Source organism: Nocardia sp. NPDC005998 (genome assembly GCF_040614395.1).
In the GTDB taxonomy this organism is placed as follows: Bacteria; Actinomycetota; Actinomycetes; order Mycobacteriales; family Mycobacteriaceae; genus Nocardia.
Genome location: NZ_JBEXUI010000029.1, coordinates 54,590 through 78,202, shown reverse-complemented (window position 1 = coordinate 78,202; position 23,613 = coordinate 54,590). Strand labels below are relative to the sequence as shown.

The window sequence follows — 23,613 nt, the reverse complement described above, 5'->3', positions numbered from 1 at the left end:
AGGGGCGGTGGTCGGGCGGCGGGCGGGCTTGCAGCATCGCGTAGCGATTCGATGGGGGTAGCCGGGTGACGGCCGGGTCGAAGCGCGTCATTGACATCGATGCACTCGCGCAGGCGGTCCGCTCTCAGGAGCGGGCCGCCATTGCCCGGGCCATCACCCTGGTCGAATCGACCAGGGCCGACCATCGGGAGCTCGCACAGCAATTGCTGCTGCAACTAACCCCGCCCACCGATACCGTCACCTCGAATCGTGTTGGTATCACCGGTGTTCCCGGCGTCGGCAAGTCGACCTTCATCGATGCCCTCGGCATGGATCTGATCGGCAAGGGGCATCGGGTCGCGGTGCTGGCCGTCGACCCGTCCTCCACCCGCACCGGGGGTTCCATCCTTGGTGACAAGACCCGCATGGCGCGACTGTCGTTGGAGCGCAATGCCTATATCCGTCCGTCGCCGACCGCGGGCACGCTCGGCGGCGTCGCCAAGGCGACCCGTGAAACGATCGTGCTACTCGAGGCCGCGGGCTATGACGTGATCCTGGTGGAAACCGTCGGTGTCGGCCAGTCCGAGGTGACCGTCGCGAATATGGTCGACGTGTTCTGCTTCCTCACCCTGGCCCGCACCGGAGATCAGTTGCAGGGCATCAAGAAGGGCGTCCTCGAACTCGCCGATCTGGTCGCGGTCAATAAGGCCGATGGCAAACACGAGATCGAGGCCAAGGCCGCCGCCCGCGAACTGGCCGGGGCGCTGCGCCTCATCCATCCGCACGACGCGCTCTGGCGTCCACCGGTGCTCACCATGAGCGGGCTGGAAGGCCATGGGCTGGACAAGTTCTGGGATACGGTGCTCGAACACCGCCGCGTCCTCACCGAGGCGGGCGAATTCGCCGAAAAGCGACGCCGCCAGTTGGTCGATTGGACCTGGACCATGGTGCACGATCAACTCCTGCGCCGTCTCGCCGAGAACCCCAACGTCAAAGCCATTCGCGCGCAAGTGGAGAAGCAGGTGCGTGACGGCACGCTGACCGCCGCATTGGCCGCGGAACAGCTTCTCGACGCCTTCGATAGCTGAGCCTGGCCCCTCGGCAAGATCGGGGCCGTCTTCGGCTAGACGACAGCGAGTTGGGCGGTCAGCGCCCCGGCGAGTTCGGCTGCACCCTCGGCGTGTAGGGCGCTGGGCTGGAACAAGATTCGGTACCACAGCACGCCGAAGGCCTGTTCGACGGCCAATTCGACCGGTGCGGCGGCGGGGATCTCGCCGCGCGATCTGCTCTGTTCGATGACCTCGGTCAGTGCCGTTCGGCGGCGGGCCAGGAATTCACGCAGGGCCTGTTCGAGGTTCGCGTCGTCCTGGGCGGCGATGACCGCGGCGATCAGGGCTTGGCGGTTGCGTTCGGTCTGTGCGGCGGCGAAGGTCTCGCGCAGGAAGATTTCCAGATCGCCGCGCAGGGTGCCGGTATCGGGAATCGCGACGGCCTGTTCGGCCGAGTGGACCAGCGCGTCGAGTAGGACCGCGTCCTTGGACGGCCACCAGCGGTAGATGGTCTGACGGCCGACGCCCGCGTGCGCCGCGATGCGGTCGACCGTGACACCCGAACTCCCGTATTCGGCAAGGAGTTCGGCGGCGGCAGTCAGAATCGCCGCCCGCGCCGCCGCATTGCGGCGGGATCCGGTGTGCACTCGGGTATTCGCGTTTTCGGCCATGCCCAATCCTACCTTGACGAGACTGACAGTCTCGACAACACTCGAATCATGACTTCATCGGCTGACAATTCCTGGCGACTGCGTCTCGACCACGCCTTCCATCGCCGCCTCGCCAACCCGATCACCACGCGCATGCGCGACCAGATCCTGCTGGAAACCACCGGGCGCAAATCCGGTGAACCGCGGCGCACACCGGTCGGCGGGAAGGTGGTGGGGGAGCAGTTCTGGATGGTCTCCAACCACGGCGATCACTCCGACTACGTGCGAAATATCAAGGCGGACCCCGCCGTTCGCGTACGCATCGATGGCCGCTGGCGCAACGGCATCGCCCATCCGCTCCCCGACGACGACGCAATCGCCCGCCTGGCCACCCTCCCGCGGATGAACAGCGCCATGGTCCGCGCCTTCGGCACCAACCTCCTGACCATCCGCATCGACTTGACCGACTGACGAGTTGCCGAACCTATGGCCGCGGTGGCATTCTGCGAGGGTCAGATATCCAAATATCGTCAGCGCCAGGTAGGTCGGTGGAGCGTGCTGGCGTGCTCGTTCGGTTTCGAGCACGGCTGCGCCCACCATTCAGGGGCATAGCTGTACTTCGGGACCGTCGACGTCTCGAAAGGACAGACCATGAACACCGACCGATTCGGCCTCGCCGACGATGATCACGCCCCCGATGCCGATAGCGATTCGGCCGTCGTCGTCGACGCCTTCTTCGATCACCTTGCCACAGCGCTGCCGGATTCCGATGACCTGATCGGCGAGATGCGCACGCGGCTAACGGAATTGGAGGCCGAAAACGCGCACCGCGTTGTCGATGAACCCGCCGCCTACAACCTGCGGATGACCCTCGCACTCGTGGTCGCATATCGAACGCTGCGGCCGCGCCTCGGCCGAGACGTCACGATCGCCCTCGTGCGCGCCGCATTCGTCGAGCCACTCGGCGATGCGGTTGCGGCGAGTACCCGGGCGATGCTCGATTCGGCCGAGGATCCATTCGCGGCCATGGTCGCGCTGTCGAAGATGCAAGAAGTGTCCACGTACGGTGCGGGCTTCACCTTCGAGCGTCCCGTCGATGACGACCGCGGCTACCACCTGAATATCGTGCGCTGCTTCTATCACGAAGTGCTGGCGGCACATTCGGCACCCGAACTCACCCCGGTGATGTGCGAATTCGACGCGAACTGGATCGACGCCATCGATCCGCGGGCACATGGCTTCCGTTTCCAGCGGACTACCACTATCGGCCTCGGCGGTTCACACTGTCCCTTCCACTTCGACCGCATCTAACGAGTCGCAATCGAGACTGAGACAGCTTTTGATTCGCTGTCTCAGTCGCTTTGCTGCGCATCGTGGCCTAGCTCGCGTCGGTGTAGGTGTTGTCGCAGGCCGTACGACCCTGCTTCAGGCCCAGTTGATAGGCCTCGATGCGAGCGAATCCGCTGGGCACCGAAAGGCCGTCGACGTTGCTGGCGACCAGCCCGTCCCGCAGCAGTCCGGTCAGCGCTTCGTCCACATCACCTTGGGACAGTGCGCTTTCCGGCTGCTCGCCCCTGGCCAGGGCATCGGTGTAGACGCCGGTGTAGCACGCGACATGCAGTGCGGTGCTCTGCTCGGAAAGTGATCGGCCGGAAGCCTTTTCGACCGCAAGCAGGACGCGAGAGACAACCAGTGCGTAGGCATCGAAGTCGCCACTGGGCACCAGGCTATCTACCTTGTGCCCGCGTTTCACCAGCCCGGGCAGGTCGATGCCGATGGTGTTGGTGGACGGGCAGTACGAGACCGGTGTGGTTTCGTGTGCATCTGGGCAGCCCCGGATCGCGCCGGTGTATTCCACCTTGGGCTTGTCCTTCAGCTTGAACAGTTGGGTGACGAAATCGATCTGGGCTTGCACCGAGTCCTGGGTGATCTCCTGTTCGCCGGTTTCGGTGGAACTGAAAATGGCGGGCAGATTACCGCGACGTGCCGCAATTTCGGCATCGTCGATCCTGCTGCAGGCGTCCGCGCCGTCGGTGATGCCGAGCTCCAGGGCGCTGGCCCGATCGAATCCACTTCCGTGCTCGGACGGCATCGTTCCGATGTAGTAGCCGTCGCGCAACGACATTGCCGCGACGACCACCCGGTTCAGCCCGTCGGCGGTATTGAGGGTGAAGCGGGCCGACTTGCCCTCGGCGACGGATCTCAGGTAGACCCCGGCGAAGCAGTCGGCCTGCTGTTCACGCACGACGGTCGTGGTGGAATTGTTGACCAGCCTGGCCTGATCCTGGATCGCGTGTCCGTATTCGTGGGCCAGAATGTATGGGACGGTCTCCTCGCCGAGCCGGGCGTACATCGAAATCATGCCGCGGTCCCACGCGATGAGTCTGCCCTGCTTGCAGTCGCCGGTGTAGAAGGCGTTCGGCATACCGGCAACGGATTCGCCGCAGACGCTTGCGGCCGCATCGTCGGAGTCGTAGGAGACGTGGCGGTCGACGGGTATGAACTGGCGGCCGAATATCTTGGGGTACTCGACGCGCCAGTAGTCCTCGACATCGGCGACCGCATTGGCTGCCAGCCGGTCGACCGGCGTGCCGGTGAATCCGTCCACCGTGAGCGGGGGCGGCGGCACATCCTCGCGCAGGCCGCTGGGACCGTCCGCGACCGTCAGACCCGCGACCTTGGTCGCGTCGTAGCCGACGCGCGCGGGTGCGGCGGGGTCGTGGCCGCACCCTGCGACCAGGGCGAGCACGGTGGCCGCAATAAGCGTCCCCAGCAGGCCCCGGCGCAAGGTTCGTGCGTTCATCGGTGTGCACTTCCGGCCTGGACCGTGTTCAGCACGGCGGAATCCACAATCAGCCACCGCCCGCCGATACGCTCGAGCTGGAAGGTCACGCGGTGGGTCACATCGGCCCGCTGAATGGTTACCGTGATACTCGCCGAATCGCCGTTGACGACGGTCCGATCGACGGAGCGGATCGCGAATCCCTGCAGCGCCGTGAAGTTCTCCGCACTGATATCCGCAATCTGTTGTGCGGCAGCGAGATTGCCGCTGCCCGATGCATCGAAAAGATTCTGGACCGTCTGCTGCACATCGGCCTCGTCCGACCGTTGGGTCCGTTTGCGTTCCGCGGCGGGATCGGTGGGCAGCTTGCTGATCCGCCATGCGCCGTCGATCCTGGTCAGTTCGATCCGCGGATGCTCGTCGCCGATATCGGCCCGCTCGCCACCGATCGAGTGGCCGGTCACGGTGACCCGCGCGCGGTCGCCGTCGATCTCGACGTTATCGAACCAATTGACCACGAAGTGGCCGTTCTGGGCCGTCACCTGCTTGACGTAGTCGGCGAATGCGGTCGGCGGTACGTCGAATTCGGCCTTGGCCACGTCGTCGGTGACATCGGCACGGACCTTCGTCAGATCGCCGCGCTGCCAGTCGGCGTAGTAGTTGTCGATGGCGGCGCGCACCCGCACTTCGGCGGTCGGGCCGGACTGCGTCGGGCGGGTGAGCAGGTAGCTTCCGCCTGCCGCGCCGCCCGCGATCGCGACGATAACAAGGCCGCCCAGCGCGATGAGCGCCCAGCGCCGCAATTTGCGTGTGACGGGATTCGCGGGCACATCCGGCATCGGCGACGGCGGCTCCGTGAGCGAGGGAGGAGTCGACATGACGGGTCCTTTCGACATTGCAAGGTCGGTGGGCGGCGGTGCGTCCGCGCCGGGGTGCGGGCTCATCGGCTGATCTCCGCGGAGTCGGACAACTTCCATTCGCCGAAGATCCGCTCCAGGGTCAGCTCCGCGACGTACCGGCCGTCTCGGTCCTTGCCGGTGACCGTGACCGTGGCCGAGTCGCTGCGGATCACCACCTCGTCGACGGATTCGAGCGTGCCCCAGTCGCGCAGGGTGCGCGCGAACTGATCCGGTGGGGTGCCGACGATGGTCTGAGCGACGGGGCCGTCGCTCAATGCGGCAAGCCGCTCACGATCGCGGTCCGCGACCGCGTTGTAGAACTTCGTGACGACGTCACGTACCGCTTGCTCGGCGGCCGCCTGCTCCTGCCTTGCCTTGGTCGCGGGATCGTCTTCCGGCCACTTGCACAGTCTCCAGTCGCCATTGATTCGGGTCAGCGCGAAGCTGGTGTGCTGTGCGCCGATATCGCCGCGATCCATATGCCCGGACACCGTGGCACGTGCGCGATCACCTGAAACCTCGACAGTGTCGAACGCGTCGATCGTGAATCGACCGTTCTTGTTGTTGTCCAATCGAATCAATGCGGCAAACTGTCCGGGCGAGAATTGCGACAGCTCCTCCGAATACTCGGCACAGAATGCGGAGCGCAGCTGACCGATATCGCCGTCCTGCAGTGCGGCCGTGGCGGACCGAACGGCTGCCCGGACATGATCCTCCTCGGTGGGCCGGCCCAGATGCGCCCGAACGGGGAAGTACGTGCCCGCCCCGATGCCAGCGAGCACCAGCAGCGATACGACACCGATCACAACAGCCCTGCGACCACGGCGGCGCGGCGCAGGTCGGCCCACGGGCGCGCCGTGCTGCACTCGACCGGCTGCCGGGATACCGGGGGCTTGCCAATTGTTCTCGGACTCGGACATGCCTTTCCTCTCGATTGTGGCCGTTGCCACTAAATTCTGCGTTTGGAGGTCCGCTGTTAACGGGCAGCGATATGCGAAATCCGCCCGATGGGCCGACCCGGTCAGCAAGCGATCGCGCCTGTTAACGATTCCGACATAGATTGCGAAATTCTAGAAATGTCCGCGTCACGAATCGTTGCGAAATGAATCATCCTTCGGCAATCGCGGATAAACGCCGCTGATTTGCAATTTCCTTGCGGTGGAGTGATTCCGACCGCAAGACGAGTTGGCTCTAGTCGATCCTGGGCGTCAGACCGAATCGCCGTGTGCCTCGAGCAGGGTGCGCAGTGCGGATGCGAGCTGCTTGCGTTGCGCGGGCGTCAGGGGTTCGAGCAGGCGGGCCTCGGTGGCGACGTGGTCGGGCAGTGCCGCATCGATGAGTTCGCGTCCCGCTTCGGTGAGCGTGACGTGTACGCCCCGCCCGTCGTATTCGCTGCGGGCGCGGGCGACGAGGCCGCGTTCCTCCAGGCGGTCGAGGCGCTGGGTGACCCCGCCCGAGGTGATCATGGCCGAGCGCATGAGTTCGGTGGGAGTGAGGCGGTGGGGTGGGTCGCTGCGGCGCAGGGTGGCGAGGACATCGAAGGAGGCGGCGTCGAGTCCGTGCGCGGCGAAGGTCTTGCGCAGCTCGGTTCCGACGACCTGGGACAGTCTGGTCAGTCTGCCGAGCACGGCCATCGGCGAGACGTCCAGGTCGGGACGCTGCGTACGCCATTGGTCGAGCACCCGTTCGACATGATCGGTCACGTCCGCAGCCTAGCGAATACCTCAGCGGTGAGGTATCTCATAAGCCGAAATTACTTAACGCTAAGCTATGTTTCTTAGAGCTAAGCGATCTATGAGCTCTACGAAAGGCGAATCATCATGCGTATCACCGTGTTCGGAGCGGCGGGCGATGTCGGCAGTCGGGTCGTGGCCGAGGCGCTGGACCGCGGGCACGAGGTCACCGCGGTGGTCCGGGACCTTGCGCGGGCCCGTGCGGTGCCCGCCGCGGCGACGTTGCGCACCGGAGACGCCGCGAACCTCGACGATGTCGTATCGCTGAGCGCGGGCCAGGATCTGGTGATCACCGCGACCCGCCCGGCACCCGGTCACGAGCAGGAACTAGCCGCAATCACCTCGGTGCTCCTATCCGGTCTGGCATGCACCGGCGTCCGCCTGCTGGTGGTCGGCGGCGCGGCCACCCTGGTCGTGCCCGGCGCGGATCCGCTGACCCTGCACGAAAGTCCGGAGTTCCCGGTCGAACTGCGTGCCATCGCACAGGCCTGCGCCGACCAATTGGCCATTTGCCGCGCCGAAACCACCACCGACTGGACGTATCTGAGCCCACCCGCCGAACTGGTGCCGGGGGCGCGCACCGGCAGCTACCGGGTCGGCGTGGACGAACTGCTCACCCGCGCCGATGGCGTCTCGACCATCTCCATGGAGGATTTCGCGGTAGCACTGCTCGATGAGGCCGAGCGGCCCGTGCACCGCCGGACCAGATTCACGGTGGCAGGGGCCTAGGTGCTAATGGATTCCGAAGAGCCGGGCGGCATTTCGGTAGCAGACCTGTTGTAGCCAGGCGTCGCCCAGGTCCAGGCGTTCCAGCGAGTAGATCGAATGCCCGTAGGAATACGGGATATTCGGGAAGTCGCTGCCGAACAGAATCCGGTCACCGAAGTGGCGCAACCTGCCGTGTTCCGAGGTGGGGAAGGGGGCATCGGCCTCGGTGAAATCGGTCCATACCATCGTCGTGTCCAGATACACCCCCGGGTATTCCTCTGCCAGATCCAGGAATTCGGAGTATTCGGGTGTGCCCATATGCGCGATGATGAGTCGCAGGCGCGGAAACCGTTGCAACAGACCGGCAATGGGCTCGGGTCCGGTGAATTCGCCAGGTGCCGGACCGGAGCCGCAGTGGATCAGCGCCGGTATCTGCGCATCCTCCAGCATGCCCCATACCGGATTCAGCAGCGGATCACCGGGATGGAAGTCGCCGACCTGCACATGGACCTTGAATATCCGGGCACCGCGTTCAATGGCCGCCTCCACGTAGCTGTCGGCGTAATGTTCGGGATAGAACGTCGCGGTGTGCAGGCAATCCGGGGTGCGTTCGGCGAATTCGGCGGTCCATTCGTTGAGCCAGGCTGCCATATCGGGTTTGTGGGGATACACCAGTGAGGTGAATGCGCGAACACCGAAGCCGCGCAATGTCTTCAATCGGACCTGTTCATCGTCGCGGTAGGCGATGGGCCACTCCCGGCCGACCAGCGGACCGGCCGAATCGAAGTACGCCCACACCTTGGCCATCACCTGCTCCGGCATGAAATGCGTATGGACATCGATGATTCCGGGCAGGTCGAGTCGGGTGCGGAACTCGGCGAGATAGGTATTGTCGTCGCCTGTCATTGCGCCCCTTCCGGATAGATCGCGCGAGCGAAGTCGCCGACCCTGGTGATCAATCGCTCGAAGAACACATCGGGCTCGGTGCCGATGACGATGTCGGCGTTGGGTTCCCGGCCCCACATGCCAGCCCAGTCCGCCACCGTCGTCGCGCGCGTAAGGGTGCCGACGAGTTCCACATCGACCGTGGCCGGTCGAGTGCTGGCGAGTGCGGGATCCAGCGCGACGGCCGCCGCGAACGGATCGTGCATATGCGCGAGATAGCCCTGGTCGTAGAGCTTGTGGAAGTCGAAATAGAACCGGACCGCATCGGTGAAGTGGCGCACGATGGGATTGCTCGTCGCCGACCTGGCCTCCGGCGGATCGGTCTCCGAAACCACCTCGACGGGCAGGCTGCCCGCGCGCTCGGCGAGCTGGGCCACATGTTTGGGCCGCATCTCGATGGTCTCGGTGATATCGAGCGCGCACACAATGGGCCGTCGATCGGCAGGGGCGGCGGAGAAGGCGTCGAAGACCTCCTTGGCCGCCTCCGGGTCCACGTGCACATTCCATTCGTTGGTCGGGGTGGTATTGCCGGGATGGTTGAAGGCCCCGCCCATGATCACCAGCCGCCGCAGCAGCAGTGGCAATCGTGGTTCGAGCCGAAGGGCGAGTGCGAGATTGGTCAGTGGTCCGGTGCAGAGCCCGATGATCTCGCCGGGTGCCGCACGCACCAGATCGACCCACATCTGCGCCGCGGACCGAGGCGAGAGCGATCGAGCGGACTTTGGCAGTTCCGCATAGCCGACGCCCTGCGGCCCGTGGGTGTCCTCGGTGGTGCGCAACGGGATCGCGAGCGGTGTCGCGGCACCGAGCGCGACCTCGATATCGGGTGCCCGGCACACATCGAGCCAGGCGAGATTGTTCGCCGCCACCTGCGGCGCGGGCACATTGCCCGCGGTGGCGGCGATTCCCACGATCTCGGCCTCCGGGGAGGCGAGCAGGTACAGCAGCGCGAGTGAATCATCGATACCGGTATCGACGTCCATAATGATCTTTTGCCGCACCCGTCGAGCCTAGCGAGTCGATGCCGTCGCTCAGCCGTGAGGCTCAGTAGGAGGGCAGCACGTAGTCGTCGGTGTCGGTCATCATCTTCATCATCACCGGCCGGAGCAGTCGCGAGGTCATGAGGCGCATGCTCACCCGCGCCATGCGCGTGCCGATGCGCGAGGTCGGCAGCATCATCTTGATGCCACCGCCGGGCAGTTCCTTGGCATTGTCCAGGAACGGCGTGACGATCTCCGCATAGCGGGTCAGCGCCTTTGCGAGATCGTCAGGGGCGGAGGCGATTTCACCGGCCAGGACGTATGCGCCGACAATCGCCATCGCGGTACCCATGCCGGTCATCGGGGAACCGCAGAAGCCGGAATCGCCGAGCAGGGTGACCCGGCCGTTGGACAGTGACGGCATATCGACGCGGGCCAGCATGTCGAAGTAGAAGTCCGGGGTGGTGCTCATCGCGTCCAGTACGGCGGGCGTCTGCCATCCCGCTTCGGCCAGCGCGTCGTGGATGAACCGCTGCTGCGCGGCCACATCGCGGCGCAGCGCCGGATCGGCTTCGGTGCGCACGGTGATGATCGCCTTCGAGGTCGCCGGATCGGCATCCGGTCGAATCGCGACCGCGGCGCTGGGCACCGTATGCATCTTGAACCAGCCGGGCTCGGTTCCGGCGGGCGTCGGGATGGTGAAGAAGGACATGTACCCGCCGAGGTAGGTGACGAACTGTTCCTCCGGGCCGAAGGCGAGCTGCCGGGTCGCCGAATGCACCCCGTCGGCCCCGACGACCAGATCGAAGCGCTCGGTGCGACCCGATGCGAAGGTGACATCTACCCCGGTGTCGTCCTGCCGCAGTGCCTCGATCCATTCGCCGTAGCGGTAGTCGAGTTCACCTGCCGTGCTGGTGAGTTCGGTGAGTAGCACCTGATTCAGATCGCCCCGGGTGATCTCGATCTCGGCGACCGGCCCCTTGCCGTCGAACATCTCCGCGGGCATCCTGGCGAACTCCCGGCCGTGTTCGTCGACGTAGGCCATACCGCGCTCGTCGAGCTGGTATTTGCGGATGCCCGGCATGATTCCCATCCGCTCGGCGACCTCGCGGCTCGGCCCGCGCAGGTCGACGGCCTGACCGCCGGGGCGCGGCTTGGGGGAGCGCTCGACGACGGTGGTGCGGATGCCCGCGCGCAGCAACTGCAGCGCGAGCGCGTTGCCAGCGATGCCTCCGCCGCTGATGAGGATGTGCAGGGTGTTGGTGGTGCTCATGACCGCGCCAATCTGTCGGACGAATGTGTCAGACAAATGTTTAACACAGCGGTGGCACGAACGTCTAGTACAAATGTCTGAGCCAAGTGTAGGCTGAGATCATGGGAAATCGGGAAGACCTGTTGGCGGGAGCGCGTAAGGCCATTATCGAACGTGGTGTGGCAAAGACGACCGCCCGTGATATCGCCGCGGCGGCGGGTGTGAGCCTGGCCGCGATCGGCTACCACTTCGGCTCCAAGGATCGGCTGATCACCGAGGCGCTGGCCCAGGCGCTCGGCACCGATATCGGTGACCGGATGGAGGCGCTGATCCACGACGGCGCCGGTCAGCCGCCGCTGGCGGCTTTCATCCGGTTGTGGGACGGAATGCCGCAGGTTTTCGAGGACAACCGCGAGGGTATGCTGGCCAGTCTGGAGAATCTGGTGCGGGTCGCGCGGACACCGGAATCGAAGACCTATATGGACGACAGCCTGACCGGTGCCTACACCGACCTCGGTCGGGCTCTACGGGAATCTCGCCCGGATCTGGATCAGGACACCGCAGAGGCGATCGCCGAACTGTATTTCGTACTGACCCAGGGCCTCGGCATCCTGTGGACCATCACCAGTGGCAGCACCCTCCCCGACGGCGCGCGACTGGCCAAGGCCATCGCGGCCCTGGCCCGCGAGTCCTGACCGGTCAGGACTGATTCGAGAACGCTCCGGCGGGGATGCGCCGCAGCCGCGGCACCGCGATCACCGAAAGTGCCAGTGCGGCAAGGCCAGCAATGGTCGCGGTGACGTGCACGCCGTCCAGGAATGCCGTGCGCGCCGCGAGCAGAACCGCGTCGCCGAGCCGTTCGGGCAGCATCGCCGCCACTTGCTGTTTCATCGGCCACCGCCGATCGACCGCAAACGAATCTTCCGCGGCCCGGAGCAGGTCCGCGCAGGTGCTACCGCGTTGGCAAGGGCCAAGCGGGCCGGTCCGCACCGTATCGCGGTGCGGGCCAGGCGTAGTCCGGATATTCGGCGAGCACCGGCGCCGCGGTGATGATATTGCCGTGCGTGACCGCCGCCATCGGATTCGGCGCCGTGGCCTGCGGATGCCGCGGGGTCCGGCCGGAGGCGTCGAGGAGCCAGGACGCGGTGCGCGCCAACGCGACTCGGACGTCGCGTCCGATGCCGTCATGGGCGCGGGCGACGAGCGCATCGATCACACCGGCGGCGAGTAGATAGCCGGAGGCGTGGTCGAGTGCCTGCGCGGGCAGCGCCCCGGGCACCGCGGGTGCGCCTTCGATGATCGAGATACCGGCCGCGGCCTGCACAATGCTGTCGAAACCGCGGCGTTGACCCCAGGGACCGGATTCACCCCACGCCGATATCCGGCCGTGCACCAGGCCGGGACGACGGGCGGCGGTCAGCCCGGCATGTTCCAGCGCGCCGGGCCGGTATCCGGTGATCAGCACATCGGCGGCGGCGAGCAGATCATCGACCACCGGTAGCTGCGCACGCAGATCGAGCAGCGTCGAGCGTTTCCCCTGGCAGGTGTCGTGGTACTGCCAGGGGATTTCGGGTAGTCGCGGCGGGTCGATCCGCAGCACATCGGCACCGAGCAGCGCCAGTGTTCTAGTCGCCACCGGTCCGGCGACGACGCGGGTCAGATCGAGCACCCGGACGCCACGCAATGGCTGCAACGGCGATGCGCCGATCGGCAAGCCGATCTCGCCACGATCGATCCGGGTGTCGATCGCCACCAGCGGACCCGATGCGGCAGCCTGCCCCTGTGGACTGGCCGCCCACTCCGCTTCGGTGCGCACCTGTACCGCGATCGCGCCGTGCGCGGCGGCGAGTTCCTCCACATCGCTGGCGCGGCTCATCGCCATCTGCGCGACCGCCAGATCGACGGGCGCGTCATCGGGGAGTCCGAGCGCGGCGAGCAGTCGCGCGCGATGATGCGGGTAGTTGGCGTGGGTGCGGACCCAGCCGTCGAAGGTCGGGAAGAATCCGGATAGGTCGGCGAATGCCGACGCGGGCGCACCGCCCATGCGCAGCAGCCGCTCACTGGAGAAGGCGGCGGTGATCCGGTCCGGATCGAGCCGGTGCGCCACCGGATTTAGGTGGTGTACGTCGCGTATGCGGTTGGCCGCCGCCGTCACCGCGGCCACCGAACCGGCGGCCAGCGCCCAAACCGGCAGCGTCGCAGCCAAACAGCCGCCCGGATCGGCGGAGGGGGTGGTGTCGGAGGCTGGGACACCGATTCCGGCTTCGTAGTCACGGACCAGCTGTTCGTGCGCAATCACCAGACCGAGAGTAGTTGTTGTGCGGCAGTAGTAGGGTCGGGGCCATGACGCCGCTGCAGCGTTACATAGCCGAAGAGATTGCCACCGATCACGCCGACGGATTGATCGGCCGCCGCGAGGCACTGCGCCGACTGGGAATGCTCGGGGTCGGCGCCACCGCGGCGGCCGCCCTGCTCGCCGCCTGCTCGAGCAGTGGTGATCAGGCGAACTCCGCATCGACGGGCTCGACGCCCGCGGCGTCGGCGGCCCCGCCGGGGGTGAACGACGCGGTCGCGGTCACCGCGATCACCTTTCCCGGCCCCGGCGGTCGTCAGCTACAGGCCGCGTGGGCGGCCGCCGCGCAGCCGCGCGGAAGTGTGCTGGTCATCCACGAGAACAAGGGACTCACCGACCATATCCGTTCGGTGGCAGGACGTTTCGCGGGTGCCGGATACTCCGCACTGGCCGTGGACCTGCTCTCCGAGCTGGGCGGCACCGCCGCCTTCAAAGATCCGGCGGCGGCCACCGCCGAACTCGGCAAGATCGCGCCGGAGCAGTTCACCGCCGATTTGCAGGCCGGAATCGCCGAACTGGAGCGCCGGGTGCCCGGAAAGAAGGTCGGCGCCACCGGGTTCTGCTTCGGCGGCGGTCTGGTATGGCTGCTACTGGCCGCGGGCACCCCGACACTTGCCGCGGCGACTCCGTTTTACGGCCCCTTCCCGGAGAATGGGGACCTGACCGGCTCGAAGGCCGCGGTGCTCGGCATCTACGCCGCCAAGGACGAACGGGTGATCGCCTCGCGACCCACCGCGGAAGCGGCGCTCGACCGCGCTGGCCTCACCCACGAGATCTACGTCGCCCCGAACGCGGACCACGCCTTCTTCAACGACACCGGCCCCCGCTACAACCCGACCGCCGCGGCCGAGGCCTGGCGACGGGTCCTGGATTGGTACGGAACATATCTCGGCTGAAACATCGCGGTTGGCAGACCGATATCGCGGTCGGGGCAATGTGAGGAATCTTTCAACGGAGAAGGAGATCGACGTGGGCAGAGCCATGGTCGCGACGGACTGGCTGCGGGTGCTGCGAGCGCATCCCGCGCCGCGCCACCAACTGCTGTGCCTCCCGCCGGGCGGTGGTTCGGTTACCGCATATCGCGCACTGGCCGAACGGCTCGACGACGGCATCGCCGTCGTGGCCGTGCAGTACCCGGGTCGGCAGGACCGGCTCGGTGAGCCCGCCATCGACGATTTGGACACCCTCGTCGACCGGATCGTGGAGGAGGTGCTGAATCAGGGCCCGGTGCAGCAACTTTCGCTGTTCGGTCACAGCATGGGCGCGACCGTTGCCTTCGAAGCCGCGCGCCGCCTCGAGCGCAAGGGACAACCGTTGACGACGCTGTTCGTATCCGGCCGCCCCGCCCCGACTTTCATCGAGCGGGGTCGCCTGCACCTCGGCTCGAATGACGATCTGATCGGCGATCTGGAGCGCCTGGCAACCGATCCGGCGTCGGTCCGGATCCTGCGCGAGGAACCGAGCCTGGCGGAACTGGTGCTACCCGCCGTGCGCAGCGACTACCAGGCCATCGAGACCTACCGCTACCGCGACGGCGCCCCACTGTCCTGCGATGTCTCGGCCCTGGTCAGTACCGACGATCCGACCATGACACCGGAGCAGGCCCAGGACTGGCGCGAGCACACCCGCGGCTCCTTCGCGCACAACGTCTTCCCCGGCGGACACTTCTACTTGGACGACAAGGTCTCCGAGGTCGCTGACCTCATCGCCCGCACCCTCCGGACGTAGCCGACCCAGGACACCACCACGCACACCGCGACCAACCCGCGCACCAACCCCAACGCGCTTTCCGGATAGATCACCCCGGTCAGATAGTGGTCGATGAACCCGCTCGGCGGCAGCCCGGCCACACCGGCCCGATGCCGCGCCCAATTCTCCAAATTCGTGAGCGGACAGACGAATCCGAACAGAACCGTGCTGAACCCCCACCCGAACGCGAGCAGATGCAGCCAGATGGTGCGGGGCCAGCGCCACGCCATGAACCCACCGACCACCACATACGCCACGAACACGAAATGCACCGCGGCGGTGGCATCGGCCAGCAGCCGATAAAGCATATGCCCAGCGTAGTCCCGTAATCCGTGCGATATGACGGTTCGAGTGTCCGCTGGGTCGATCGTCTGCCGAGGATCTGATCACCAGGGCGAGGGTTGATAGTCCTTGAGGAAGCAGCCGTACAGATCGTTGCCGGTCTCGCCCTGGACGATCGGGTCGTAGACGCGGGCCGCGCCGTCGACCAGGTCGAGGGGAGCGTGGAAGCCCTCTTCGGCGAGGCGGATCTTGGTGTAGTGCGGGCGTTCGTCGGTGATCCAGCCGGTATCCACGGCGGTCATGAGGATGGCGTCCTCTTCGAACATCTCCCGGGCGCTGGTGCGGGTCAGCATATTCAGCGCGGCCTTGGCCATATTGGTGTGCGGGTGGCCCGCACCCTTGTACGCGCGGGAGAACTGGCCCTCCATGGCCGAGACGTTCACCACATACTTGCGGCGGGCCGCGGCGGCCGCCATGGCCGGGCGCAGCCGGGAGACCAGGATGAACGGTGCCACCGAATTGCACAGCTGGACCTCGAGCAGTTCGGTCGGATTCACCTCGCCGACGGTCTGCACCCAGCTGTTGGTATGCGCCAGATCCGGCACCAGACCACCGGCGTCGATCGCGATGCCGCGGGAAATGCGTTCCGGCGTGGCCGATCCGGCGACCAGCGCCAGTTCGGCGACATCGGCGGAGGACAGCGTCGGCGTCAGGGAGGCGGTGAGAGCGGTGGGGTGCGCCTGCATGGTCTTGCCGAAGGTGACCACATCCGGCAGCGCGCCAGCGGGCAGCGGACCGGATTCGGCATCGACCAGTGCGCTGTAGGCGCCGGGGGAGCGGCGCACGGTCTGGGCGGCATTATTGATCAGAATGTCCAGCGGCCCCTGCGCTGCGACATCGTCGGCGAGCGCGACGACCTGGGCCGGATCCCGGAGATCGATGCCGACGATGCGCAGTCGGTGCAGCCAGTCGGCGCTGTCGTCCATGGCGGCGAAGCGGCGGATGGCGTCATTGGGGAAACGGGTGGTGATGGTGGTGTGCGCACCGTCGCGCAGTAGCCGCAGCGCGATGTACATGCCGATCTTGGCGCGACCGCCGGTCAGCAGGGCGCGCCGCCCGGTGAGATCGGTACGGGCGTCCCGTTTTGCGTGGCTGCTCGCCGCGCAGTCCGGGCACAGTTGGTGGTAGAACGCGTCGACCCGGGTGTAGCGCTGTTTGCAGATATAGCAGGGCCGCGGCCGGATAAGGGTGCCCGCACTCGCGCCCGCCGCATTCGAGGTCAGCAGAATGCCCGCGGTCTCGTCATCGATCCGGTTCGGGGAGCCGGTCGCCGTCGCGGCGACCACTGCGCGGTCCGCCTCGGCGACCGCATCCCTGGCCTCGGTCCGGCGGCGCTGCTTGAGCTTCTTGAACATATGGCCGACGGCGCGTTGCACCGCGATCGAATCCGGATCGTCCTTGTCCAACTGCCCGGCCTGTTCCAGCACCCGAAGGCAGATCGCCAGCTCATCGGGGGCGATGGCAGTGCCGCTCGGCGCTGGTTGGGTAGACGTCGACGCGGTGTACTCGGCCATCGGAATGCGGATTTGTCCTTCGTGAACATGGGGGTTGACCCACTCATTGTCGCATTCGCGGTTTCGACCGGTCGGCACGGCGGTCCCGCACCGACCGGCCGCCGGCTATTTGCGCAGCTTGCTCATTGTCGAGTTCGCCGTCTTCTTCAGCAGTTCGGTGACCTCGGCGGTACTGAGGATCTTGCCCGAGGACTTCGAAGTGCTCGACGAATACTGCGACCAGCTGATGTGGTAGGTGGTCCAGCCGTCGCGCACGGCCACGGAGACATCGGCGGTCGGATCGTCGGACTTGTGCTTGCCGGTTATCACATACGCCTCGTCGCCGAGCCCGGAGATCTTCTCGACCTTCGAGTCCTTGCCGTATTCGCTCTGCGTCCAGGTCTCGTACGATGCGGTGAATTCCGGCCCCGGGTTGGACTGCTTGTGCACTTGCGCGCTGGTATAGATCGCGGCGTAGTCGTATTTCTCACTCGATCCGGACGGGGTGAAGCGAACATCGCAGCCCATTGAATCGACCGCCGCGTGCTTGGAGCCGTCGTGCTTCGGGTAGGTCTCGCCCGAGGAATCGGACTTCGACAGGGTGAAGCCGGCGCTGGTGTACGGCGAGGTATCGGTGATATCGCAGAGATTCTCGATGTACTTGTAGCCGCGCAGGTCGGCGTCCTTGCTGATATCGGCCTTGCCCGCGTCGAAGGCGCCGATCGCGAACATGGCGACCGCCCAGACCGCGGAGGTGAGCACGATCGCGCCGAGCGCCCAAAGCCAGCCTTTACCACCGGATTTGGGTGGCTGTGGGTATCCGGGCGCCTGCTGCGGGAATCCCGGCGCGGGCTGGAATCCGGCGCCGGGCTGTTGGAATCCCGGTGCGGCCTGCGGGAATCCGGGCGCGGGCTGCTCGAATCCTGGTGCCCCCTGCGGGAATCCGGGCGTCGGCTGCTGGAAACCCGGTGCGGCCTGCGGGAATCCGGGCGTGCTCGGCGCCTGCTGGAATCCCGGCTGCGGATATCCGGGTGTGGACTGGTGGTATCCGGGCTGCTGATAGCCCGTGCCCGATTGATATCCGGCGGGCACGGCCCCTGGCTGGTCGAACGGCTGCCGCAGCAGTGTCGGATCAGCGGGCCGCTGCTCGGCGCCGCCGGCCGGTTGCCCCGCCGCTGGCGCCACGGGCTGCGGTGGCACTTGCAAACCGGGCTGCCCGACCATCGTCGGATCCGATTGTGAATACTGCGGCGCCTGCGGTGGCTGCTCCTGTGCCCACCAGGCGTCGTTGGGCTGATTCTGCTGTTCCCCCGGTCCGGTCATGCGCGCAAAGTACCATCTCGTTCATTTGCCCGGCGATCCCGACCGACCGCCACTGGTGGGTGTGCTGGCTGCGTCGAGCACGAAGATTGCGCTCCGCTCATGGATTTCGGTGTCACTGGTGCGGAATGCTGGTATTCGCGGCGCGCAGATCCTCGACGAAATTGGCGATGGCCTCGGCCACGAGCAGCGGCTCGGTCACCGGCAGCCAGTGATCGGCCGGAATCGGACAGCGCCACAGCCGGTCCACCCAGCGCGCACTGCCGTAGTAGAGGAACGGTGGTACGAGTACATCGGTGGTGTCGACGACCAGTTGCACCGGCACCGCGGTGGTCCGCTCGCGCGGCCACAGCAAACGGTGTGCGAGATTGGCCGCGGCGATCCACGCGCCTGCCGCCAGATCCGCGCGCCAGGTCGGGGCGAGGGGCGCGTACGCGCGGGCGATGCCGCCGAGCTGGTCGATCAGCCAGGTGCGCACCCGGGGCGGATAGGCGATCCGCTGCGCCGCGGTCCGGGCCGATCCGGCCCCGTGTCGTCGGAACTTCGGGTCGGCGATCAGTCGCAGCGCGCGCCCCGGCTGCGCCGCCAACTCGCGCAGTGTCAGGCCGACGTGATCGAGATTCGGACCGGCGACCGCCGTGAACGAGGCAATGCGGGTATTGGCGCGCGGATCGCAGACCGCCTCCCAGGCCTGCACCGCACCCCAGCCGTGTCCGCAGACGTGCACCGCCCGCTTCGGGCTGACCGCATCGATCAGCGCGAAGAAGTCCTCGGCCAGCGAGTCGAGTCGATAGTCCTGCGGCGCACCGGGTTTCGCCGATCGACCGTGCCCGCGCACGTCATAGGCGATGACCCGGAATCCGTCGGCGAGCAGCGCCGCCACCGCCGACCACACCATGTGTGTGTCGGACAGGCCGTGCACCAGTACCAGAGGTTCGGCGTCGACCACGCCCCATTCGAAGACGGCAAGTGCACCGTGTGCGCCGTCAACGGTCGACTGTCGGTGCGGCTGCCGGGCGCCGGTCGGGTCGGCTGAGTCGAGCTGTTCGGTCATCTTGTTGCCTCGATCGATGCGCTGGGTGCTGCTGTGTACCACCGGTACGTGAGCCGATACTGACAGTACGAATGCACCTGAGGCAATGGGTTGAAACCTGCGTCGACTATGAAGTCGGTCACCCATATCGCGCTGTCGACCAGGGATTTGCGCGGCTCAAAAGCGTGTACCGCCGGTACGTGTATGCTCCGCACCATGGCCCGTTCGGATAGATCCGTGCCGCGGACGATCACCCGCGAGGAGATCGTCGACGCGGCCATTCGGGTGATCGACCGCGACGGCCCGCACCCGAGCATGGACGACATCGCCCGCGAGGCCAGGATTACCAAGCCGCGCCTGTACCGCCAGTTCGCCGATAAGGCCGACCTCTACACCGAGATCGGCAACCGGATGGCGAAATCGGCTGGGGCCGCCGCGGGCAATGATCTGACACTGATGCTGCAACCGCCGCGGGTCGCGCTGCGTCGTGTGCTCACCGGCTATGCCGACAGTATCCTCCAGCACCCCAACGTCTTTCGGTTTCTTGGCCAGGCGCATGTCACCCAGCACGCGGACGGTTCGGTAGTGCAATTCGATCTCGGTCGCGCGGCCGCGGGCCGATTCGCCGGGCAGGCGCGCGAAGTCGCCGAGTCCATCCCGATCGATGCCACCGGCATCGACTATCTCGCTCGCGCGGTCGTCGGTGTGGTCGTCGCGGTCACCGACCTGTGGCTCGGCGAAGCCGATTCCGAGCGTCCTGGAGGTACGGCCGAATTCGTCGAGCAGGCCACCGAATTCGTCTGGGGCCTGATCGACGGATTCCTGCGTCGGCAGGGCATTTCGGCCGATCCCGATACCCCGATCTTCACCTCGCTCGCGGCCGTCAACCAGGCGCAGCGCCCGACCGGCTGATCCGCATTCCATCCTCGTACACCCGCCCGTACCTGTCGCGCGCCCGCTTTGTTGACATCATGCCAATAGTGCGCGAATCTGATGGCGAGACGCGGGCGAGCAGGCCTGCGCGCATGAGCAAAGGATTTATGCGATGGCACGCGCCGCATGGAGTGACGACGAGGTCGAGGCGGTCCGGGAACTAGCGAGAACCTTCTTCGAGAGGGAGGTCGTCCCGCATGAGGAGAAGTTCGTCGCGCAGGGACATCCAGACCGCGCGCTGTACAACCGGGCCGGTGAACTCGGCCTGCTGTGCACCGCCATCCCGGCCGAATACGGCGGTGGCGGTGGCACTTTCGCGCACGAGGCCGCCATCATCGAGGAACAGGCATTCGCGGGTGACGGTGCGCTCGGCATGCCGGTGCACAGCTCGATCATCGCGCCCTATATCCACCGCTTCGGCACCGCGGACCTCAAGCAGCGGGTGCTGCCCAAGGCCGCGACCGGTGAGATGGTGCTGTCCATCGGCATGACTGAACCGGGCACCGGCTCGGATCTGCAGAACATCAAGACCCGCGCGGTTCGCGAGGGCGATGAATACGTCATCACCGGCTCGAAGATCTTCATTACCAACGGCTGGCTCTGCGATGGCATCATCATCGCCGCCAAGACCGACCCCACCAAGGGCGCGGCGGGCGTATCCCTGATCTTCGCCGAGGTCGGCGATGACACCCCGGGCTTCAAGCGCGGCCGCATCCTCAACAAGATCGGCGGCAAGGCCCAGGACACCGCCGAACTGTTCTTCGACGGCTTGCGCGTGCCCGTCTCGAACCTCCTCGGCGAGGCCGAAGGCCAGGGCTTTTATCAGATGATGCAGCTGCTGGCCCAGGAGCGACTGGTGACCGGCATCATCGCGGTCGCCATGATGGAGCAGGCCGTGCGGCTGACCGTCGACTACACCAAGGGACGTGAGGCCTTCGGCAAGCCGCTGTTCGCGATGCAGAACACCAAATTCGAGATGGCCGAATGCGCGACCATCGCCAAGGTGAGCCGGATCTTCCTGGACGACTGCATCGTGCAGCATCTGCGCGGCGAACTCGATATTCCCACTGCTGCGATGTCGAAGTATTGGCTCACCGATCAACTCGGTATTGTGGTCGATCGCTGCCTGCAACTGTTCGGCGGCTACGGCTACATGACGGAGTATCCGATTTCCCAGCTCTACACCGGTGCCCGCGTACTGCGCATCCTCGCCGGCAGCAACGAGGTGATGAAGGATCTCATTGCCAGGTCACTCTGAGATCGCCGCAGGCGATCGCTTGCGGATCACTCGAAACAACACCGAGGCGCAGCCGCGCAGACGCAGGCTGGAGCCGGACGAACGCCGCGCGCAGATCCTCGAATGCGCGATCGACATGTTCGGCGAACGGCCGTATGCGGCGGTGTCCACCGCGGAACTCGCACAACGCGCCGGGGTCGCGCGCGGTCTGATCAACCATTACTTCGGCAATAAGCGCGACCTATATCTCGCGGTGGTGCGGCGGATGGTCACCCTGCCGCGCCTCGACGATATGGTCGCGCCGACCGGCACCGATCGCGAGCGCGTCGACGCGAGTGTGCACTGGCTGCTGGATGTGATCTCCGAACACGGCAGCACCTGGGTCAAGGTGACCAGCCATGAGGGGGTCGGCGACGATCCGGAGGTGCAGCACATCCTGGATCAGGCCGATGACGCGGCCGCCGAGCGGATGCTGCTGATGGTCGGGCGCGCGGAATCGGCGCACAGTGCCGAATTGCGGGCCATGGTCCGCGCATTCGGTGGTCTGGTGAAGGTCGCGGGCCGGGAATGGATCACCCGCGGCACGCTCACCCGCGAACAGGTACACGTCTTACTGGCGGACATGCTGATGACGCTGATGACCGAAACAATGCCGAAGGTGGACGGCGGGCGCTGAGCCGCGATCAGCCTTCGGCATCGGGTGTGGTCTCGAATGACCCCGCGAGCGGTCGCTACTGCCGACTCGTCAACTCGGACTTGGTTTCACCCGCCGAGATCCTGCGCTCGGTGCCGCTGTAGCGCAGCGGCCGCACATGTCCCGGCGCGTGCCCGCGCCGTCCGTACTTCAACTCGATGACTTGCTCCCGGTGATGTTCCACCAGTAACGCGCCGATGCCCGTGATCCACAAACTCGCCGTCGCTATCGCGCCGATCTGCGTCCATCCGGTGAAGCCGTAACCGGCCGCGGTGAGGGTGCACGCCATGGCGACGACGCCCAGGGCACAAAGAATGATGCCGGGAACGTTGTAGTCGTCACCGAGTAGATCGCCCGCGTGGGAATGCCACGGCCGGGTTCGGTCTCCGGTCGAATCCGTTTCACCGCGCATGGATCCTCCTGAAGTGGAATTCACAGCATGTCGCTCGCCGTGTAACCAGGATCCACCTCATTTCGCTATTCGCGAGTGGTGTTTGCCGGTTTGTTACTCCGGCTGACGGGCGGGCCATGTCGAATCCGACCTCCCGGATGGGAGTACGGTCCGGTTTGACATGGCGGCATTCGCGATTACGGTTTGATGACGATTGATGGGCCGTTTCGGATGATGCTGCGGCCAATGGCCCCTATCCTTTGTCGGTATCGGGGCGGGTCCGGGCAGTTCGTGGTTCCTGCGCGGTTTGGTGGTGTGGAAGAGGGACCTGGATGGCACGGACGGATAACCGTGAGCGCGAGCGCTGGCCGGAGGCACAGCCGGAGGAGTACGAGCAGGAGATGGGACCGGGCGGCCGGTGGCCGGACCCGGACCCCACCGAGCGCTGGCCCGAGACCGAGCCGGCGAACCGGAGCCGCCGGGCCGGTCGGCTACGGGTCGAGGTTCCGCCCATCGTCAATCCGTACGCGGTCGTCGCGTTGGTTGCCGCCCTGCTCGGCCTGTTCCCGGTCGCGATCGTCTTCGGATTCATCGCCTTCAGCCATCCGCGCGGCAAGACCATGGCGGTGTGCGCGCTGCTGCTGGGTGTGATCGAGGTGGTCGGCATCGCGGGATATGTCGTGCTGTCCGGCGGCAACTTCTCCGATGCGCTGTCCGGGGCGAACCGTACGCCTACCGTGTCGAGTGTCGCGCTGCCCTCGACCATCGCCCAGACCGCCGTCCCGCAGCCCACGGTGGCGCCGACCGTGGTCGCGCCCCCGGTCACGACGACCGCCCCGTCGACGGCGACTCCGAAGAAGGGCACGGTGTGCACCGAGCCGGGCCGCATCGGCACCGGCGCGGACGGCTCCACCCTGCTATGCCTGGCCAGCGGCGGTGTCTACCAGTGGAACGGTCCGTACACCATCGGGGGCACCGTCGCGGAGGCCGGAACGAAATGCGATGGATCAACGAAGAGTGCCCGCACGGCGGACGGGCGCGCACTCACCTGTGAGAGCAAGGTGTGGGTGCTCTGGACCGAATAGCCCTTC

The 23,613-nt window shown here is 66.2% G+C and carries 26 protein-coding genes; 11 read left to right on the top strand and 15 right to left on the bottom strand.

Features of this window, described 5'->3' with window-relative positions:
* Positions 1–65 precede the first annotated feature (65 nt).
* Positions 66–1,067, top strand: coding sequence for a methylmalonyl Co-A mutase-associated GTPase MeaB (meaB, locus tag ABZ293_RS30255; protein WP_354957281.1), 1,002 nt, complete (start codon positions 66–68; stop codon positions 1,065–1,067).
* A gap of 35 nt (positions 1,068–1,102) precedes the next feature.
* On the opposite strand, the gene ABZ293_RS30250 is transcribed toward meaB, so the two are convergent.
* The gene (locus ABZ293_RS30250) at positions 1,103–1,699 is read right to left on the bottom strand and encodes a TetR/AcrR family transcriptional regulator (RefSeq protein WP_355186162.1); all 597 of its coding nucleotides are present in this window, start codon (positions 1,697–1,699) and stop codon (positions 1,103–1,105) included.
* A 48-nt stretch (positions 1,700–1,747) separates the two neighbouring features.
* Here ABZ293_RS30250 and ABZ293_RS30245 point away from each other — a divergent pair, with 48 nt between their 5' ends.
* Both ABZ293_RS30245 and ABZ293_RS30240 read left to right on the top strand, forming a co-directional pair.
* Positions 1,748–2,149 (top strand): nitroreductase/quinone reductase family protein, encoded by a 402-nt coding sequence (locus tag ABZ293_RS30245; protein WP_355186160.1) that lies wholly within the window; start codon positions 1,748–1,750, stop codon positions 2,147–2,149.
* 180 nt (positions 2,150–2,329) lie between these two features.
* Positions 2,330–2,989 carry an L-2-amino-thiazoline-4-carboxylic acid hydrolase gene (locus tag ABZ293_RS30240; protein WP_355186158.1) on the top strand — a complete coding sequence of 220 codons (660 nt, stop codon included), beginning with the start codon at positions 2,330–2,332 and terminating at the stop codon, positions 2,987–2,989.
* 67 nt (positions 2,990–3,056) lie between these two features.
* Here the strand turns inward: ABZ293_RS30240 and ABZ293_RS30235 are convergent, their stop codons facing one another.
* From ABZ293_RS30235 to ABZ293_RS30220, 4 genes are all read right to left on the bottom strand, one after another.
* The gene (locus ABZ293_RS30235; RefSeq protein WP_355186156.1) at positions 3,057–4,481 is read right to left on the bottom strand and encodes a neutral zinc metallopeptidase; all 1,425 of its coding nucleotides are present in this window, start codon (positions 4,479–4,481) and stop codon (positions 3,057–3,059) included.
* Positions 4,478–5,338: a hypothetical protein gene (locus ABZ293_RS30230; protein ID WP_355186154.1), complete on the bottom strand. Its 861-nt coding sequence runs from the start codon at positions 5,336–5,338 to the stop codon at positions 4,478–4,480. The genes ABZ293_RS30235 and ABZ293_RS30230 overlap by 4 nt, the downstream gene beginning before the upstream one ends.
* A 62-nt stretch (positions 5,339–5,400) precedes the next feature.
* Positions 5,401–6,279: a hypothetical protein gene (locus ABZ293_RS30225; protein ID WP_355186152.1), complete on the bottom strand. Its 879-nt coding sequence runs from the start codon at positions 6,277–6,279 to the stop codon at positions 5,401–5,403.
* Positions 6,280–6,567: 288 nt separating this feature from the next.
* A complete protein-coding gene (locus tag ABZ293_RS30220; RefSeq protein WP_354957287.1) occupies positions 6,568–7,062 on the bottom strand; it encodes a MarR family transcriptional regulator in 495 nt (164 codons plus the stop codon).
* A 117-nt stretch (positions 7,063–7,179) separates the two neighbouring features.
* Between ABZ293_RS30220 and ABZ293_RS30215 the strand changes: the two genes are divergently transcribed.
* Positions 7,180–7,821: an NAD(P)H-binding protein gene (locus tag ABZ293_RS30215; protein ID WP_355186150.1), complete on the top strand. Its 642-nt coding sequence runs from the start codon at positions 7,180–7,182 to the stop codon at positions 7,819–7,821.
* Positions 7,822–7,824: 3 nt separating this feature from the next.
* Here the strand turns inward: ABZ293_RS30215 and ABZ293_RS30210 are convergent, their stop codons facing one another.
* Genes ABZ293_RS30210 through ABZ293_RS30200 form a run of 3 tightly spaced genes read right to left on the bottom strand, consistent with a single transcriptional unit; the run spans position 7,825 to position 10,998 of the window.
* On the bottom strand, positions 7,825–8,706 hold the full coding sequence (locus ABZ293_RS30210) for an amidohydrolase family protein (RefSeq protein ID WP_355186148.1): 882 nt from the start codon (positions 8,704–8,706) through the stop codon (positions 7,825–7,827).
* Complete coding sequence (locus ABZ293_RS30205) at positions 8,703–9,746, bottom strand: nucleoside hydrolase (protein ID WP_355186146.1); 1,044 nt, start codon at positions 9,744–9,746, stop codon at positions 8,703–8,705. Before ABZ293_RS30205 ends, ABZ293_RS30210 begins: the two co-directional genes overlap by 4 nt.
* A gap of 43 nt (positions 9,747–9,789) precedes the next feature.
* A complete protein-coding gene (locus ABZ293_RS30200) occupies positions 9,790–10,998 on the bottom strand; it encodes an FAD-dependent monooxygenase (protein WP_355186144.1) in 1,209 nt (402 codons plus the stop codon).
* 101 nt (positions 10,999–11,099) lie between these two features.
* Here ABZ293_RS30200 and ABZ293_RS30195 point away from each other — a divergent pair, with 101 nt between their 5' ends.
* Complete coding sequence (locus ABZ293_RS30195) at positions 11,100–11,672, top strand: TetR/AcrR family transcriptional regulator (RefSeq protein WP_355186142.1); 573 nt, start codon at positions 11,100–11,102, stop codon at positions 11,670–11,672.
* Positions 11,673–11,676: 4 nt separating this feature from the next.
* On the opposite strand, the gene ABZ293_RS30190 is transcribed toward ABZ293_RS30195, so the two are convergent.
* On the bottom strand, positions 11,677–11,868 hold the full coding sequence (locus ABZ293_RS30190) for a hypothetical protein (RefSeq protein ID WP_355186140.1): 192 nt from the start codon (positions 11,866–11,868) through the stop codon (positions 11,677–11,679).
* Positions 11,869–11,929: 61 nt separating this feature from the next.
* Positions 11,930–13,276 (bottom strand): CoA transferase, encoded by a 1,347-nt coding sequence (locus ABZ293_RS30185; RefSeq protein WP_355186138.1) that lies wholly within the window; start codon positions 13,274–13,276, stop codon positions 11,930–11,932.
* A 44-nt stretch (positions 13,277–13,320) separates the two neighbouring features.
* Between ABZ293_RS30185 and ABZ293_RS30180 the strand changes: the two genes are divergently transcribed.
* Positions 13,321–14,226: a dienelactone hydrolase family protein gene (locus tag ABZ293_RS30180; RefSeq protein ID WP_355186136.1), complete on the top strand. Its 906-nt coding sequence runs from the start codon at positions 13,321–13,323 to the stop codon at positions 14,224–14,226.
* A 73-nt stretch (positions 14,227–14,299) separates the two neighbouring features.
* Positions 14,300–15,058, top strand: coding sequence for an alpha/beta fold hydrolase (locus ABZ293_RS30175; protein ID WP_355186134.1), 759 nt, complete (start codon positions 14,300–14,302; stop codon positions 15,056–15,058).
* Here the strand turns inward: ABZ293_RS30175 and ABZ293_RS30170 are convergent.
* From ABZ293_RS30170 to ABZ293_RS30155, 4 genes are all read right to left on the bottom strand, one after another.
* Positions 14,998–15,387, bottom strand: a complete 390-nt coding sequence (locus tag ABZ293_RS30170) for a DUF2784 domain-containing protein (protein WP_354956923.1) — start codon at positions 15,385–15,387, stop codon at positions 14,998–15,000. The two genes, ABZ293_RS30175 and ABZ293_RS30170, sit on opposite strands and share 61 nt — an antisense overlap.
* Positions 15,388–15,465: 78 nt before the next feature.
* Positions 15,466–16,935 carry an SDR family NAD(P)-dependent oxidoreductase gene (locus ABZ293_RS30165; protein ID WP_355186132.1) on the bottom strand — a complete coding sequence of 490 codons (1,470 nt, stop codon included), beginning with the start codon at positions 16,933–16,935 and terminating at the stop codon, positions 15,466–15,468.
* Between the two features lie 105 nt (positions 16,936–17,040).
* The gene (locus ABZ293_RS30160; protein WP_355186130.1) at positions 17,041–18,237 is read right to left on the bottom strand and encodes a hypothetical protein; all 1,197 of its coding nucleotides are present in this window, start codon (positions 18,235–18,237) and stop codon (positions 17,041–17,043) included.
* A 112-nt stretch (positions 18,238–18,349) separates the two neighbouring features.
* Complete coding sequence (locus ABZ293_RS30155; RefSeq protein ID WP_355186128.1) at positions 18,350–19,288, bottom strand: alpha/beta fold hydrolase; 939 nt, start codon at positions 19,286–19,288, stop codon at positions 18,350–18,352.
* 195 nt (positions 19,289–19,483) lie between these two features.
* On the opposite strand from ABZ293_RS30155, the gene ABZ293_RS30150 reads away from it, so the two are divergent.
* The 3 genes from ABZ293_RS30150 (at position 19,484) to ABZ293_RS30140 (ending at position 22,113) form a co-directional block, all read left to right on the top strand.
* Positions 19,484–20,179 carry a TetR/AcrR family transcriptional regulator gene (locus ABZ293_RS30150; protein WP_355186126.1) on the top strand — a complete coding sequence of 232 codons (696 nt, stop codon included), beginning with the start codon at positions 19,484–19,486 and terminating at the stop codon, positions 20,177–20,179.
* A 133-nt stretch (positions 20,180–20,312) separates the two neighbouring features.
* Positions 20,313–21,458, top strand: a complete 1,146-nt coding sequence (locus ABZ293_RS30145; protein ID WP_355186124.1) for an acyl-CoA dehydrogenase family protein — start codon at positions 20,313–20,315, stop codon at positions 21,456–21,458.
* A 19-nt stretch (positions 21,459–21,477) separates the two neighbouring features.
* On the top strand, positions 21,478–22,113 hold the full coding sequence (locus ABZ293_RS30140; RefSeq protein WP_355186122.1) for a helix-turn-helix domain-containing protein: 636 nt from the start codon (positions 21,478–21,480) through the stop codon (positions 22,111–22,113).
* Between the two features lie 55 nt (positions 22,114–22,168).
* Here the strand turns inward: ABZ293_RS30140 and ABZ293_RS30135 are convergent, their stop codons facing one another.
* Entirely contained in the window at positions 22,169–22,543 is a 375-nt protein-coding gene (locus ABZ293_RS30135; RefSeq protein WP_355186120.1) for a hypothetical protein, read from the bottom strand.
* A 311-nt stretch (positions 22,544–22,854) separates the two neighbouring features.
* Between ABZ293_RS30135 and ABZ293_RS30130 the strand changes: the two genes are divergently transcribed.
* Positions 22,855–23,607 (top strand): hypothetical protein, encoded by a 753-nt coding sequence (locus ABZ293_RS30130; RefSeq protein WP_355186118.1) that lies wholly within the window; start codon positions 22,855–22,857, stop codon positions 23,605–23,607.
* Positions 23,608–23,613: the final 6 nt, after the last annotated feature.

Bases quoted from the DNA above. Each gene is read 5' to 3' on its own strand.
- ABZ293_RS30250 (WP_355186162.1), bottom strand. From the start codon at position 1,699: ATGGCCGAAAACGCGAATACCCGAGTGCACACCGGATCCCGCCGCAAT.
- ABZ293_RS30245 (WP_355186160.1), top strand. From the start codon at position 1,748: ATGACTTCATCGGCTGACAATTCCTGGCGACTGCGTCTCGACCACGCC.
- ABZ293_RS30240 (WP_355186158.1), top strand. From the start codon at position 2,330: ATGAACACCGACCGATTCGGCCTCGCCGACGATGATCACGCCCCCGAT.
- ABZ293_RS30235 (WP_355186156.1), bottom strand. From the start codon at position 4,481: ATGAACGCACGAACCTTGCGCCGGGGCCTGCTGGGGACGCTTATTGCG.
- ABZ293_RS30230 (WP_355186154.1), bottom strand. From the start codon at position 5,338: ATGTCGACTCCTCCCTCGCTCACGGAGCCGCCGTCGCCGATGCCGGAT.
- ABZ293_RS30225 (WP_355186152.1), bottom strand. From the start codon at position 6,279: ATGTCCGAGTCCGAGAACAATTGGCAAGCCCCCGGTATCCCGGCAGCC.
- ABZ293_RS30215 (WP_355186150.1), top strand. From the start codon at position 7,180: ATGCGTATCACCGTGTTCGGAGCGGCGGGCGATGTCGGCAGTCGGGTC.
- ABZ293_RS30210 (WP_355186148.1), bottom strand. From the start codon at position 8,706: ATGACAGGCGACGACAATACCTATCTCGCCGAGTTCCGCACCCGACTC.
- ABZ293_RS30200 (WP_355186144.1), bottom strand. From the start codon at position 10,998: ATGAGCACCACCAACACCCTGCACATCCTCATCAGCGGCGGAGGCATC.
- ABZ293_RS30195 (WP_355186142.1), top strand. From the start codon at position 11,100: ATGGGAAATCGGGAAGACCTGTTGGCGGGAGCGCGTAAGGCCATTATC.
- ABZ293_RS30190 (WP_355186140.1), bottom strand. From the start codon at position 11,868: ATGAAACAGCAAGTGGCGGCGATGCTGCCCGAACGGCTCGGCGACGCG.
- ABZ293_RS30180 (WP_355186136.1), top strand. From the start codon at position 13,321: ATGACGCCGCTGCAGCGTTACATAGCCGAAGAGATTGCCACCGATCAC.
- ABZ293_RS30170 (WP_354956923.1), bottom strand. From the start codon at position 15,387: ATGCTTTATCGGCTGCTGGCCGATGCCACCGCCGCGGTGCATTTCGTG.
- ABZ293_RS30165 (WP_355186132.1), bottom strand. From the start codon at position 16,935: ATGGCCGAGTACACCGCGTCGACGTCTACCCAACCAGCGCCGAGCGGC.
- ABZ293_RS30160 (WP_355186130.1), bottom strand. From the start codon at position 18,237: ATGACCGGACCGGGGGAACAGCAGAATCAGCCCAACGACGCCTGGTGG.
- ABZ293_RS30155 (WP_355186128.1), bottom strand. From the start codon at position 19,288: ATGACCGAACAGCTCGACTCAGCCGACCCGACCGGCGCCCGGCAGCCG.
- ABZ293_RS30150 (WP_355186126.1), top strand. From the start codon at position 19,484: ATGGCCCGTTCGGATAGATCCGTGCCGCGGACGATCACCCGCGAGGAG.
- ABZ293_RS30145 (WP_355186124.1), top strand. From the start codon at position 20,313: ATGGCACGCGCCGCATGGAGTGACGACGAGGTCGAGGCGGTCCGGGAA.
- ABZ293_RS30135 (WP_355186120.1), bottom strand. From the start codon at position 22,543: ATGCGCGGTGAAACGGATTCGACCGGAGACCGAACCCGGCCGTGGCAT.
- ABZ293_RS30130 (WP_355186118.1), top strand. From the start codon at position 22,855: ATGGCACGGACGGATAACCGTGAGCGCGAGCGCTGGCCGGAGGCACAG.